Source organism: Phenylobacterium aquaticum, from assembly GCF_947378715.1.
Taxonomy (GTDB): Bacteria; Pseudomonadota; Alphaproteobacteria; order Caulobacterales; family Caulobacteraceae; genus Phenylobacterium; species Phenylobacterium aquaticum_A.
Genome location: NZ_CANCLE010000114.1, coordinates 1 through 13,244 on the forward strand (window position 1 = coordinate 1; position 13,244 = coordinate 13,244).

Sequence of the window (13,244 nt, forward strand, 5' to 3'; positions counted from 1 at the left end):
CTGACCGCGATCTTCGCCACGGCGACCGCCGCCGACACGATGCCGCCGCCGATCAGGGTCAGCTTGATGGCTTCGCCGTATTGGTCCCACCACTTCGCGCGCTTGCGCGCTTCAACGCGCAGGCGACGCTTGGATTTCTTCTTGAAGGGGCTCTGCACCATCGGTCCTCTGATCGTCTTCCATTGTGCCCAAGACGATGACGGTCGTCGAGCCCACGGCGACCCAGGCTGAGTTAAGCGCCGCGATCCGCCCCGTGGCGGGCGGGAAAGCTGAACCGACGGTGGCCGAACCAGCTGGTCACCACCGGAGCGGCGACCGCCAGGCCGTGGCCGATGGCCTGCGGATAGAACCGAAAGCCCAGGACCGGGAAGAGGTGATCGACCAGGGCCAGGGCGACCATCCAGGTCAGGGCCATGCCGACCAGGTTCACCGCCACGAAATTGCGCGCCTGCCGCGCCAGGGGGAGGGGCGAGCCGGGGAAGACGAAGGCCCGAAAGAGCCCGAACGCCACCACCATGCCGCTCCCATAGGCGCAGAGGACGGCGGCCGGAAAGGGCATGATCAGGCTCCAGCCGAACCGCGATCCCCAATTGACCCCCGCCGCCAGGCCGCCCAGCGCCAGATAGCGGACCAGCGGCTTCCACCGGGCGGGCGTCGTCACCGCGGTCCCCGTCGGGGGATTGGGCGAGGGGGTGTCGGGCATCAGAGCCGGGTGCGGTGGAACAAGCCGGCCGGCGCCAGGCGGATCGCCAACAGGATCAGCCGCCAGAACGACGGAGCGTAGATGATCGGGCCGCCGGCGGTGGCGGCCTTGGCGATGACCTTGGCGATCGCCTCGGGCTGGGCCCACAGGGGGCCGCCCTTCGCCAGGTGAGCGGTCATCGGCGTGTCGATGAAGCCCGGCTTGATCAGCACCGCCCGGGCGCCGGTGGGGGCCAGGCGGTGGGCCAGGCCCTGGATCAGCACGCCCAGACCCGCCTTGGCCGCGCCATAGATGAAGTTGGACCGCCGGCCGCGATCCCCGGCCACGGACCCCAGGACCACCAGGGCGCCCTGGCCCTGGGCCTCCAGCAGATTGGCCGCCGCCAGCGCCCATCCTGCGGCGGAGGTGAAATTGGTGGTCAGCTGTTCGGCGGCGTAGCCGAGGTCGGTCTCGCCCCGGGCCTGATCGGTCAGGGCCCCATAGGCGATCAGGATCAGGTCGCATCCGCCGAGCCCGGCGGCCATCCGCGGCAGGTCGGCGCCCGGGTCGGCGGTCGCCAGGTCGAGCGCGAACGGGGTCACGGCCGCCGCGCCGCGAACCCGCAGATCGGCGGCCAGCAGCTCGAGCTCGTCTTCGCGTCGCGCCGCGATCGCCAGAGTCGCCCCTTGGGCCGCATAGAGCCTGGCCGTGGCGACGGCGACCGCCGACAGCCCGCCCAATATGATCACCTGCTTGGCCATGGTCAGAGCCCCATACGTGTCAGGAAGTCGGATCCGCAGGCCGGGTCCCGATAGGTCAGGAACCGCTGGGCTTGCGGAAAGCTCAGCGCGAACATGTCGCGCGGCATGCGCCCGTCCTTGGCCGGATAGAGCGCCCCCTTGGCGGCGCGGACCACCGCGTCCAGCCGCGCCAGCAGGGCCTGGGTCGCCTGGCCCCGATTGCGGAAATCCAGGGCCAGGGTGTAGCCGGGCCGGGGAAAGGACAGCATTCCGGGGGAGGCCAGGGCCCCGAAGGTCTTCAACACCACCAGGGGCGAGCCCTCGCCCGAGCGGCCGATGATCCGCAACATGTCAGCCAGCGCCTCGCGGCCGCCCTGGTGCGGAACGACGGATTGATACTGATAGAACCCACTGCGACCATAGAGCCGGTTCCAGTTCTGGACGGCGTCCAGGGGATAGAAGACGTCGCCATAGGCCAGGCGCGCGCGCCGGGGCCGGGCCAGCTGGACGGCGCGATAGGCCTGATTGAACAGCGACAGGGAGACCCGGTTGAGGGCGAAGCTCGGCGCCTCAAAGGGAAGGCTCGGGCCGCGGCGATCGCCTTGCGCCACGCAGCCGCCGTCCGTCGCCCAGTTGGCGCGGGTATAGACCCCCAGGCCCAGCTTCGATCCCCGCTGGGCGCAGTCGATCCAGGCCACGGTCTGCTCAAACCGCTCCAGGCTTTGAAGATTGAGCGCGAAGAAATCGTCGAGGCCGCCCAGGGGCAGGGTCTCGACGACAAGATCGGTGGAGGCGATGGCGGTCAGCTGCAGGGTCACCTCGACAATGAGCCCGGTCAGCCCCATGCCGCCCACCGTCGCGGCGAACAGCTCCGGATCGGACTGGGGCGTGATCTCGATCAGACCCCGGTCGCTGCGCAGCAGGGACAAGGCCCGGACGTGGCGGCCAAAGGTCCCGGCCCAGCTGTGGTTCTTGCCATGGACATCATGGGCCACCGCGCCGCCCAGGGTCACATGCCGCGTGCCCGGCGTCACCGGGACGAACCAGCCCTGCGGCGCCGTCACCTTCAGGAGGGTGTCCAGGGACAGTCCCGCCTGGGCGCGCAGGAGGCCGGTCATGGCGTCAAAGCTGCGGAACCGGTCGAGGCAGGTCATGTCGATCAGCCGGCCCTCGGCATGGAGCCCGCTGTCGCCGTAGGACCGGCCCAGGCCGCGCGCCAGCCGAGGGCCCTTGTCGACGGCGGCCCAGGCCCGCAGTTCAGAGGCGTCGGCAGGGCGTCCCAGGCTCTGGCGGCCGCGATGAGCGCGGCCCCAGGACAGCACGTCGTCGCGGGGCTGGAACACCAGGGTCACAGGATCACCGCAGCCACGAAACTCAGCGCCACAAGCGCCCCCAGCGCCAGGCTGACCCGGTCGCGGATCGCGAAGATGACCGGGTCATCGTCGAGCGCGCCCCGCCCGCAGAGCAGCCAGATTCGCCCCAGCCAGAGCGCCAGCAGCAGCGGAAACGCCCAGAGCGCCTGGGGCGAGCGGTAGAGCCCGGTCCCGAACGCCTCCTCGATCAGGTACATGACCATGACCAGGACCGCCGCCGCCGACAGGGCCACCCCCATCGCCAGGACGAAGGGCTCGTCGGCCGTGACATAGCCGCGTCCGGGCAGCCTCTCGCCCCCCAGGGCCTTGAGCCGCTTGATCTCCGTCAGCCGCTTGGCCAGGGACAGCGAGCTGAACAGGAACATCGAGAACACCAGCAGCCAGGCCGACCAGGCGACGCCGGCGCAGACGACGCCCAGCGCGATCCGCAAGGTGAACAGGGCCGCCAGGAGGGCGACGTCCAGGATCGGCACGCGTTTGAGCGCGAAGGAATAGCCGAGCGTCAGGGCCAGGTAGACGCACAACATCGCCACGGCTGGCGGTCCGTGCGCCAACCCGCCCAGGCCCAGGCCGCCCACGAGACCCAGGGGCAGGACCACCAGGCCGGCGGCGATCGAAATCCGGCCGCTGGCGAAGGCGCGTTTGTGCTTGGTCCAGTGGGCCCGATCGTCGGCGAGGTCGATGAGGTCGTTGAGCACATAGGTCGAAGACGCGACCAGGCCCAGGCCGAGGAAGCCTAGCAGGGCGCTCAGCCAGGCCGTCCCAGAATGGCTCACCCCGCCCAGCACCACCGGCAGGAAGACCAGGGCGTTCTTCGCCCAATGGTGCAGGCGCAGGGCGCCGGCCCAGTCGCCGAGGCTGGCGGGGCGCTGCGGCCGATCGGTCATCATGGCGACTCCCTTAAGGGCCCGCGCCCCGGCGACCTCGATGCCCCCGGCGGTCCGACGATGTCAAACCCCGTCGGCTATCTGACCGCCATTTCGGCCACCATCACCGCGGCCGAAATCACACCGCCGGCGATCAGGCTGAGGCGGATCTTCTCGCCATGGCGGTCCCACCATTTGGCCCGCTCCCGGGCCTGCAGCCGCTGGCGGCGCTTTGACTTCTTTTGAAAGGGTCGCTTCAACATCGGCCCGCCGATGCAAGAGGTCTGCCAATCCCCGCGCCGCCCGGCGGTTCAGCCTTGGCGCGTCACCAGCAGGTCGCCAAGGCGGCCCCAGTTCAAGGTCGACTGCAGCTGGGCATAGATGGCGGTGATCCAGCCCTGGCGGCGCAGGGTGAGAAACACCTCATCCGGCAGGCTGCGGAACTTGGCTTCGTCGATCGAGGCGAAGCCGGCCATGTTGATCTTTCCCCCGTCGGGCATCTCAACCTCGGCTGAGCGCGCCTCCAAGACCCCGCAGGCGATCAGGGCCTCGACGAAGGGGGAGGTCGCGAGGTCGGCGGCATGCACCGAACGGCAGAAATTGAACGCCTTTTCCAGCATCGGCGTCGGTTCCTCGCCCTGGAACAGCCGCTGCCCGCCCTCGCGCACCAGCACCTTGGGCGTGTCATCGATGCACAATTGCACCCCCTCGCCCTCGCCATATTCGGACAGAATGAACGGGTAGCGGCGGACATAGGCCGGGATATAGGCGCCCTGCGTCCAGTCTCCGGCGCGGTCCACGAAGAGGTTCTCGTCATCCCGAAGGCCCAGGACCGCCACCGGCCGCACGCCGCCCTCGATGGTGAAGGCGATCGGATAGTTCAGGGCCGCCATCGGAAATTCGGACATGGTCAGGGGCACGGCGTTGGTCCGGGCCGCGAACCCATAGTTCAGGTGATCCAACAGGCCAGCCTGCCCATGCGCCCGGGGATGCAGCGCTACGGGATTTTCATAGAACAACGGTCGCATTTGGATTCTGTTGGCTCCCCCAAGCCAGTCTCCGATCCCTCTGGGCGCGGACATTTCTCAGTAAATCATGAGCTAAGCAAATTTGCGAGCCGCGACTAGCGCCCCGCGTCATCGATCCGTCGGCGGCGCAGTCCTGGCGGGCGCCGCGCAACCGATTGGCATAACCAGGGGTCGTAACGGACAAATCGCAGGCCGGCCCCGCTCACGAGAACACAACTATTGGTTTTGCGAGGCCGGTCAGATACGAAATCGAGCTGTGTTTGGGAGCCCGAGATGTCCTTGCCTGCCGCGCCGGTGAAACCCCTGACCTTCAGGCCGGCCGAGGGCTCACCCGCTGAGGGCACGTCGGTTGCAGGTCTTGCGGCATGCAGATGACCTCGCCCCAGTTTGCGACAGTTCAGGCGCTGGATTTGGCGCCCCTGGCCCGGCCCGTGGCCTTCGAAGGCTGCTTTGGCTGGCTGCACCCGGCGCACGGGCCCATGCCTCGCAAGGTCGGCGTGGTCATCGTCCCCGGCGTTGGCCGCGACGCCCGCTGTGGTCACAAGCCCCTTCGGCTGCTGGCCGAGCAATTGGCCGGGGCCGGCTTCGCGACCCTGCGCTACGATCACCCCGGTCAGGGCGAGGGGCTGGAGCTCGCCGAAGGCCAGGACGTCCTGGAGGCTTGGACCCAAGGCGTGGCCCAGGCCGCCCAGGCGCTGCGCGATGCGACCGGCGTCGCCGAGGTGGTGCTGGTCGGCCTCAGGCTGGGCGCCACCCTGGCCGCCCTGGCCCAGGCGGACGCCGCCGGCCTGGTGCTCCTCGCCCCGGTGATCCTCGGCCGGCGCTGGCTGCGCGAATTGAAGGTCGCCGCCGTCCTGGGCGGCACGGGCGGGCGCGATGACGGCGAGGTCTTCGAAGCCGAGGGGCTCAGCCTGGCCAGCGACACCGCCGCGCGACTATCCGGGCTCGACCTGACCGCGATCCACGCCACCACCCCCAAGGTCCTGATGATCGCCCAGACCGAGGCGTCGGACCTGTTGGGCGAACATCTGAAGGGCCTGGGCGCCGATGTCGCCCGCGCCGACTTCCCCGGCTACGACATGTTGTTCGAGGACGCGCACAGCAATCGCGCGCCGACCCAGGTGTTTGATCGGGTCGCGGCCTGGCTGGAGGCGAGCTTTCAGGAACGCGCGACCGACCCGCGCCAGCCGCCGGAGGCGGCCGCAGAGCTTCGGCCCCCAGGCGCGGTCGAGCGACCGGTGCGGTTTGGCGAAGGTCTGGCGGGCGTGCTGTGCCAGCCCGATGGGGACCATGAACCTCGTCGAGCCGTGATCTTCTGCAACACCGGCGGGGATCCCCGCGTCGGCATCGGCGGCTTCGCGGTGCAGGCGTCGCGTCTGCTGGCGAAGAAGGGCGTGGCCTCGCTGCGGTTTGATTTCGCCGGGCTGGGCGACAGCCCCTCGGATGCGCCGATCCATGTCTATGAGACCTCGCGTCAGCCAGATTTGGCGTCGGCGATCAGCTTTCTCCAGGAGGAGGGGTTTGCCGAGGTCACCCTGGTCGGCGCCTGCGCGGGCGCCTATCACGCCCTGGCTGCGGCCCGACAGGACCCGCGCGTCGGCGCGGTGTTCGCCATCAACGCGGCCAAGCTGATTTGGCGGCCGGGCGATTCCCTGGCCGTCGGTCGGCGCGACGAGGGCAAGTCGACCGCGGCCTACAAGGCGGGCTTCAGGCAAGCTGAGACCTGGATGTGTCTGCTGAAGGGCCAGGTGGACGTGGGCGCGGTGGCCGCCACCCTGGCCCGGCGCCTGGTCGCCCGTTGGACCCGGCCGGCGAACCATGGCGAGGTCGCGGCCCTGCGCGGCGGCATGGCCGCCTTCGCGGCGCGCGGTGGCCGGGCCCATCTGCTGGTCGGCCTCGATGACCCGTCGCTGGACGAGGTGGCCAACTATTTCGGGCCGGAGGGCCGCAACTGGCAAGCCCATGACGGCTTGACCCTCAGCGTCCGCGCCGGGATCGACCACGGCCTGGCGCTGGCCTTCAGCCGGCGCATCGCGCTGGCGGAGTTGCAGGCCTTCCTGGGTGTCTAGGCCCTAGCTACGGCGACGGCTGGCGAAAGCGTCCGCCAGGGCCTGGGCCGCCGGCTTGGGCCGCAGGTCGGCGTCGAAGGGCAGGGGGCGGACCGGCTTGCCGTCCGGACGCGGGAAGAAATCGACCTTCGAGGTGTAGCGATCGGCCAGTCCCCAGGTCACCACGATCTGGGTCGCCGGCTCCGTCGCCACGGCGCGCACGAAGGCGGCGTAGATCTCCGCCACGCTCCGGTCACGCTGGGCGATGTCGCCCGCCATATGCTGGTCATTGACGTCCAGCTCCGTGACATAGATCGCCAGCCCCAGCGCCGCGACCTGGCGCAGGAACTGAGAGAGCCCCGCGCCGAAGGCCGGCGGATGGTCGCCGAGCAGATGGCCCTGCAGCGCCAGGGCGTGCAGCGGGACCCCCCGGCTCTTCAAGCCGCGCAGCAGGTCCAGCATGGTCCCGCGCTTCTCGACCATCCAGCCGATGTCGTCATATTCCAGCCCATAGTCGGCGATCGCCAGCCGCGCCTTGGGATCGGCGGCATGGGCGGCGCGCAGGGCGATCTCCAGATAGTCGGGCCCCAGGGCCTCGAACCAGGGCGACTTGCGCAGGCCATCGGGGCGGCGGTCGTTGCGCTCCACCGGCTCATTGATCACGTCCCAGGACACGACGCGGCCGGCATAGCGGCGGACCACGGTGGTGATGTGGTCGACCAGCAGGGCGCGGGGATCGCCGGTCTTCAGCTCGTGGATCGCCCAGTCGGGGATCGCCTCGTGCCAGACCAGCGTATGGCCGTGCATCGGCGCCCGGGCCCGCCGCGCGAAGGCGGCCACCCGGTCGGCGGCGGCGAAATCGAAGTGGTTGCGATCGGGCCTGAGCGCATTCCATTTCAGGGCGTTCTCGGGCGTGATCAGGTCGCACTGGTCCAGCACCAGGGCCGCGAAGGCCGGGTCGTTCTCCACCGTCTGCGGCTCGATCGCCGTCCCATAGCGCAAGCCCGCGCGGGCGGCGGCCTCGCCCAGCCGCAGGGGCGCGGCCAGGGCCGGTTGGGCGATCGCCAGGGGCAGGCCGGCGGCGACGGCGCGACGGGTGAGTTTCATGCGGGTCTCGATCCTGGCGCTGTGAAAGTCGCGCTCATGCGACAGGCCTAGGCTGCGGAGGAGACATGCAGGCGCACGCCCGCACATTGTTGCAGATGGCGGATTACTCCGAACAGATTGCGCGCCTGCGGGTTGCCCCGTGGGCCGAACATCCGGATCAGGCTCTTGGGCGGCGCTCCCGTCGCCTCTCCTAGCCGCTCGAAGCCGATGGTGGCCTTGATATAGTCGCGTAGGATGGCCTTGCCGGTCTCGAGGTCGCCGGCCAGGAGCGCGTCAACGCCCTCGCGCAGCAGGGCTTCGGCGAAGGCGGGATCGCTGTTCAGGCGCTGCTCGACCAGACCCTTGAAGCTGCGAGTCAGCGTCATGAAGCATCTCCTCTGGCGCCCTTGCGCCGCTTATAGGCGGCCCACATGGCCTTAGCCGTCTCGATATCCTTCTGCTGCCGGCGCTTGGTTCCGCCGGTGAGCAGCAAGATCAACTTCAGGCCATCTCGGGCGAAATAGACCCGATAGCCCGGACCCCAATGTAGCCGATGTTCCAAGACGCCTTCGCCTACGGGCTGGCAGTCCCCGAAGAGGCCGCGTTCGAAGCGCGCCAAGGCCACGGCGATCTTGGCCGCCGCCTCCGCGTCAAGTCCCGAGAACCAGTCGGCGAAAGGGCTCGCGCCTTGTTCGTCGACGTAGTGGCGGAGTTCCATCAGTTCCTCAAAGTAACATATAGGTTACCGAAGACCAAGTCGCTAGCAAGTGGGGACACGTACGACTTAGGGGACACGTACGACTTAACTCCACGTCCAGATCGAAGAAGCCGGCCAGGGACGGGCCCAGACGGTCGATCAGCGGCTGCGGCGTCAACAGGGGATCGGCGCGCCCTTCGAGGTGGGCGCCGACACTGGACCAGGGCCAGTCGATGGCGCGCGCAGTCAGGCCGGCGCGGACGGGATTGAGCCCCACATGGCGAGCGCAGGTCCGCAGATAGTCCTCATCCATCGGAAAGGAGGCGAAGCGGCCCTGCCAGAGATAGCCCGTCCACCCCCGCAGCCGATTGATCTGGCGCGTGTGCTTCAGATGGGTCGCGCCCACAGCCTCGGCCAGGGCCTCGGGCCTCGGGCCGCGAGGGCGCGGCGGGAAAAGTCGTACGTGTCCCCACTTACCATGTCAGACAGCCCGGATCGGCCCTGGATAGCTTGCCACCACGGCGTCGGAAGTGACCAGGGTCAGACCTTCGGCCGCCGCCTGGGCGACCAGCAGGCGGTCGAACGGATCTCTGTGGATTGGCGGCAGTTGTCCGACGGCGGCGGCGTGGACCCCCGAGATCGCCAGTTCCTCATAGCCGTTGTCCAACAGACCCCGACGCAACAGATGGGCGTCGACCTGGAAGTCGCTGCGGCCAAGGCCGGTCTTGATGGCCACTTCCCAGATGCTGGCGGCGCTGAAGACCAGATCGTTGCCCGGGTCCTGGATCAGCGCCTTGGCGGCGATCGGCATGGCGCCGGGGGCGCCTGCATCGGGCCCTCCGGCCGCCGCCCAAAGCAGAATGTGAGTGTCCAGGAGCAGCCGCATCCTCAAGCCCCGAACAGCTGCTCGATCTCGCGGGCGCCCATCCGGTCAAAGTCCGCAGGCACAGAAATCTGCCCGGCCAGAAAGCCCAGCCGCCGAACTTGCGCAGGCTCGGGCGCGTTGAGCGGCACCACCTTCACCAGCGGCTTGCCGGCCTTCGCCACGATGAACGCCTCGCCGCGCGCGGCCTGCTCCACCAGCTTGGACAGATGGGTCTTGGCCTCATGGATATTGATGGTGCGCATGGGCCCTCGGCGAACTTAGTCCATCGAACTTAGTCTACAGTTTGGGCGGCATCAACCACGCAGGCCACCTATCAGCAGGTGGCCTGCGTCCGAATATCTGGCTGGAGCTATTTCACGCTCTTCTGGGCCGCGTCATGGAAATCCATCAGCGCCCCGTATGCGGGAACGATGTGGTCGACCATGACCTTTGCGAAATCCATCGCCTCCGGGCGATCCCAGGTCTTCATCACCTCCGACATCAGCGCGAAGGTGTCGATCGGCATCGCGCCCGCCTGGGTGACCCGGGCGATCGTCAGGTCGGTCGCCATCTGAGACAGGTTGCCCGAGGCATCCACGATGCAGAACACCTTGTATCCTTCGGCGAGGGCGCTGAGTGCGGGTAGGGCCATGCAGATGCTGGTCAGCGTGCCCGCGATGAGCAGGGTCTTGCGCTTGGTGTTCTCGATGGCCTCGACAAAGGGGCGGTGATCCCACGCGTTGATCGGCCCACTGCGCGGCACGTGCACCGCGTCGGGGTTGCTCTGATGAATCTCGGGAATGATCGGACCATTTGGGCCGTCGGGAACAGACGCCGTCGTAATGGTCGGGATATTCGCGATCCGCGCCACCTTCGCGAGCGTGATCACGTTGTTGCGCAGGGTCGTGTAGTCCATGTCGCGAACCAGTTGGAACAGTCCGCTCTGGTGATCGATCAGCAGCAATACGGCGTCGTCGGCGTCAATCATCCACGTGTTCGAGGTCATGTTGTTTCCTTTGGCTTGGGGGACTGGAAATGCTGCGGCTTGGCGGCCGGGGCGGGCCAGGGGCGCGTGCGCCCCCGGGCGCGAGTCAGAGGCGGCCCTTGGCCACGAGGGTGTCGCGGATCTCATCGATCCGGGCCTCGCCGGCCTGGAGGGCTTCGGCGGAGGTGTGGACGGAGTAGTAGCCGAGCACGAGATCGTGCGGGTGGCGCACCGCCGAGCCAATCATGAACTCAGTGTCGGTGAGGGCCTTGAACGCGACGGGATCGGCGCCGGCTTCAAAGATGACGATTTCCCCGTGATCGAGCGCCTCGTTCGAGGCCTCGACGGTTCCCTTGCCCAACCCGACCCATAGGACGGAGTGGTCTTGCGGTGGCTCGTAGAGCCAGGTCTCGCCGGCTTTGAGACTGACGGCCAGGTAGTTGATCGAGGACGGGGCTTCGATGGCGCTGGCGGCGCCGCCGTAGCTGCCCAGAAGCACCCGGGCGGGCCCCACCTGAGGAATGTCGGCCGCGCCTTGGTAGAGGCTTTCGGAGCCGCCCAGTTCCAGATGCGCCGGCAGCGCCACCCAGAGTTGGAAGCCGCGTGTCCGACCGGGGTCGCCGGCGCCGCCGGAATGCCAGACCCCATTGCCGGCGCGCATCCATTCCACGCCGCCGGCGCGCACGAGGCCGGTGGCGCCATTGGTGTCCTCATAGCTGATGCTGCCCTCGGCGACATAGGTGAGGGTGGCGAGGCCCGAGTGGGGGTGCAGGCCAAAGTCTGGGAAGCGATCGCTCCCGCTGTCGAGCAGGTCGAGGAAGACGAAGGGCTTCAGGATCTCGCCCAGGTCTCCTGGGCTCATCAACCGCGTAACGGCGCCATGGGACCGTCCGCGGCTGCGGTGGATGACTTGGCGGGGAGCGACTTGGACGGGGGCGGACATGACGACCTCGATTGAAACGGGGAGAGACGTGGGGCGGGCTCGGCCCGGCGCGCGTCAGCGGTGTTGGGCACAGGCTCAAGGTAGGCGTTCCAATTCGCCGAAAAACTCGTAAAATACTGGCTAGAGCGTTCAGGAGATTAGAACGATGGCCGAGCCCGGCTTCCCGACCATCGACCAGCTCAGGGTGTTTCTGACGGTTGTTGAGACCGGCAGCTTCACGGCGGCGGCCAAGCGGCTGAAGCGTGCTGTGTCGGCGATCAGCTACGCGATCGCCACCCTTGAGCATCAGCTTGGCATCGCGTTGTTCGACCGAGAAGGCTCGCGCACGCCTGTGCTGACCAAGGCCGGCGCCGCGGTCCTCGCCAAGGCCAGCGTGGTCGCTGTGGGCGTCGATGACCTGCGGGCCAATGTCCGATCATTGCTCGGCGGCATCGAAGCTGAAATCACGCTGGTGGTCGATGTGATGTTGCCGAGCGCCCGACTTGTCGATGCCGCGCAGGCGTTCGAAGCCACCTTTCCGACGGTCAAGCTCCGGTTGCACGTGGAGGCCTTGAGCGCGGTCGCTCAGCTGGTTCGGGCCGGGGTGGCCACGGTCGGGGTCGGGGGCGGTATCCACGCGACCGAGCCTGATCTGGAACTTATCCATGTCGGCGATGTCGACCTGATCCCGGTCGCCGCGCCCGGACACCCCTTGGCGCTGGCCAGCCCCGTGCCCGCCGGCGCGGCGCGGCGCCATCGCCAACTGATCCTCACGGTGCGATCGCCGTTTTCGGAGGGGCCGGACATCGGCGTGTTTGCGGCCGAGGGGTGGCGCATGGTCGATCTCGGCGCCAAGCACGCCCTGCTGCTGGCCGGCGTAGGCTGGGGCAACATGCCTGAGCCCAATATTCGCGACGATCTCGCCGCCGGCCGGTTGGTTCGCCTGGAGCTGCCGGAGGCCACCGGCGGACTTTATTCCTTCCAGGCGATGTATCGCACCGATACGCCGCCTGGGCCGGCAGCAGCTTGGCTGATCCAGCGTTTTGCCGACCAGAAGGGTTGAAGTCTCCCGCGCGCTCCCTAACCCCGAAGCGACAGCAGGTCTATCGCTAGCCCGTCGAGCGGGGAGGTCAGGAGTCGGCCCGTCTTCGCCTCCGGAGCCTTGATCACAGACTATCAAGGCGTGGCGGGAAAAGTCGTACCTGTTCCTACTTCTGCGCCCACTTCCGCCGTCACTCGCTTGACCGGAACAAAATCAGAACATATAGTCCCCGTCAAGCTCTTTACATCGTGAATCCAAGTCCTTACCTCCCGACCGCGATCACGCGACGGGGGAAGACAACACCCCTTCACTTGCCGCCTCAATTACGCGGCGCCCCCGCTTCGCCGCGGGCCTAAAGCCGCGAATAGATGAAGCGCGGGATGTGGAAGACGCGCTTGTTGAGGATGGCGCCGATGATCTCGCCGCCGGCCGCTTCGGTGCGCTCGATCAGGCGCAGGGCGACGGAGGCGCGGGTGACCTCGGCCTCGACCACCATCAGGCTCATATCGGCCAGGCCGGCCAGTTCGATCCCGGCCGAGGAGCGTTGCAGCGGCGGGGAATCGATCAGCACCAGGTCGAAATTGGCCCGGGCGTTGTCGATCACCTGGCCCCAGCGGTCCTCCGACACCAGCATGCCGCCGGCCCCGATCGGGGCGCTGACATAGAGGCTCGACTGGTCGATCTGGAAGGTGCGGCCTTCGGCGCCGACGCCGGCCACCGTGTGGCCGCGATGGGCCAGGGCGCTGGCCGCGCCCTCGTTCAGCTGTGGCTCGACATCGATCAACAGCACCTTGCGCGCCTCGTGGCTGGCGGCGATGGCGGCGATGTCCAGCGCCAGGCTGGAGACGCCTTCGCCGCTGGAGGAGCCGATCAGCTGCAGCACCCGCCCGCCGGCGGGCTTGGTGGTCGA

Annotated in this window: 16 protein-coding genes; 2 read left to right on the plus strand and 14 right to left on the minus strand. The window is 68.3% G+C overall.

Features of this window, described 5'->3' with window-relative positions:
• Nucleotides 1-232: 232 nt before the first annotated feature.
• The 6 genes from Q7P21_RS14375 to Q7P21_RS14400 form a co-directional block, all read right to left on the minus strand.
• The gene (locus Q7P21_RS14375; RefSeq protein WP_304177606.1) at nt 233-661 is read right to left on the minus strand and encodes a GtrA family protein; all 429 of its coding nucleotides are present in this window, start codon (nt 659-661) and stop codon (nt 233-235) included.
• A gap of 41 nt (nt 662-702) precedes the next feature.
• Nucleotides 703-1,443 carry an SDR family NAD(P)-dependent oxidoreductase gene (locus Q7P21_RS14380; RefSeq protein WP_304177608.1) on the minus strand — a complete coding sequence of 247 codons (741 nt, stop codon included), beginning with the start codon at nt 1,441-1,443 and terminating at the stop codon, nt 703-705.
• A gap of 2 nt (nt 1,444-1,445) precedes the next feature.
• Nucleotides 1,446-2,774, minus strand: coding sequence for an FAD-binding oxidoreductase (locus tag Q7P21_RS14385; RefSeq protein WP_304177609.1), 1,329 nt, complete (start codon nt 2,772-2,774; stop codon nt 1,446-1,448).
• On the minus strand, nt 2,771-3,682 hold the full coding sequence (locus tag Q7P21_RS14390; RefSeq protein ID WP_304177611.1) for a UbiA family prenyltransferase: 912 nt from the start codon (nt 3,680-3,682) through the stop codon (nt 2,771-2,773). The genes Q7P21_RS14385 and Q7P21_RS14390 overlap by 4 nt, the downstream gene beginning before the upstream one ends.
• 77 nt (nt 3,683-3,759) lie before the next feature.
• Entirely contained in the window at nt 3,760-3,924 is a 165-nt protein-coding gene (locus tag Q7P21_RS14395) for a hypothetical protein (RefSeq protein WP_304171386.1), read from the minus strand.
• Nucleotides 3,925-3,972: 48 nt separating this feature from the next.
• Nucleotides 3,973-4,689 carry a SapC family protein gene (locus Q7P21_RS14400; RefSeq protein ID WP_304177613.1) on the minus strand — a complete coding sequence of 239 codons (717 nt, stop codon included), beginning with the start codon at nt 4,687-4,689 and terminating at the stop codon, nt 3,973-3,975.
• 371 nt (nt 4,690-5,060) lie between these two features.
• Here Q7P21_RS14400 and Q7P21_RS14405 point away from each other — a divergent pair, with 371 nt between their 5' ends.
• Nucleotides 5,061-6,758 carry a serine aminopeptidase domain-containing protein gene (locus Q7P21_RS14405; protein WP_304177614.1) on the plus strand — a complete coding sequence of 566 codons (1,698 nt, stop codon included), beginning with the start codon at nt 5,061-5,063 and terminating at the stop codon, nt 6,756-6,758.
• 3 nt (nt 6,759-6,761) lie between these two features.
• Here Q7P21_RS14405 and Q7P21_RS14410 read toward each other — a convergent pair whose 3' ends face one another.
• From Q7P21_RS14410 to Q7P21_RS14440, 7 genes are all read right to left on the minus strand, one after another.
• The gene (locus tag Q7P21_RS14410; protein ID WP_304177616.1) at nt 6,762-7,844 is read right to left on the minus strand and encodes an endo-1,4-beta-xylanase; all 1,083 of its coding nucleotides are present in this window, start codon (nt 7,842-7,844) and stop codon (nt 6,762-6,764) included.
• A 47-nt stretch (nt 7,845-7,891) separates the two neighbouring features.
• The gene (locus Q7P21_RS14415) at nt 7,892-8,209 is read right to left on the minus strand and encodes a transcriptional regulator (protein WP_304171379.1); all 318 of its coding nucleotides are present in this window, start codon (nt 8,207-8,209) and stop codon (nt 7,892-7,894) included.
• Entirely contained in the window at nt 8,206-8,541 is a 336-nt protein-coding gene (locus Q7P21_RS14420; RefSeq protein WP_304171377.1) for a type II toxin-antitoxin system RelE/ParE family toxin, read from the minus strand. Before Q7P21_RS14420 ends, Q7P21_RS14415 begins: the two co-directional genes overlap by 4 nt.
• Nucleotides 8,542-9,001: 460 nt before the next feature.
• Nucleotides 9,002-9,406, minus strand: a complete 405-nt coding sequence (locus Q7P21_RS14425) for a type II toxin-antitoxin system VapC family toxin (protein WP_304171889.1) — start codon at nt 9,404-9,406, stop codon at nt 9,002-9,004.
• A gap of 2 nt (nt 9,407-9,408) precedes the next feature.
• Nucleotides 9,409-9,648, minus strand: a complete 240-nt coding sequence (locus Q7P21_RS14430) for a type II toxin-antitoxin system Phd/YefM family antitoxin (protein ID WP_304171887.1) — start codon at nt 9,646-9,648, stop codon at nt 9,409-9,411.
• A 107-nt stretch (nt 9,649-9,755) separates the two neighbouring features.
• Nucleotides 9,756-10,391, minus strand: a complete 636-nt coding sequence (locus Q7P21_RS14435) for an isochorismatase family protein (RefSeq protein WP_304171885.1) — start codon at nt 10,389-10,391, stop codon at nt 9,756-9,758.
• An 85-nt stretch (nt 10,392-10,476) separates the two neighbouring features.
• Nucleotides 10,477-11,232, minus strand: a complete 756-nt coding sequence (locus Q7P21_RS14440) for a pirin family protein (protein WP_304171883.1) — start codon at nt 11,230-11,232, stop codon at nt 10,477-10,479.
• A gap of 226 nt (nt 11,233-11,458) precedes the next feature.
• Between Q7P21_RS14440 and Q7P21_RS14445 the strand changes: the two genes are divergently transcribed.
• A complete protein-coding gene (locus Q7P21_RS14445; protein WP_304171881.1) occupies nt 11,459-12,355 on the plus strand; it encodes a LysR family transcriptional regulator in 897 nt (298 codons plus the stop codon).
• Between the two features lie 331 nt (nt 12,356-12,686).
• On the opposite strand, the gene Q7P21_RS14450 is transcribed toward Q7P21_RS14445, so the two are convergent.
• A partial coding sequence (locus Q7P21_RS14450) for a hypothetical protein (RefSeq protein ID WP_304177618.1) occupies nt 12,687-13,244 on the minus strand: 558 nt, incomplete at its 5' end.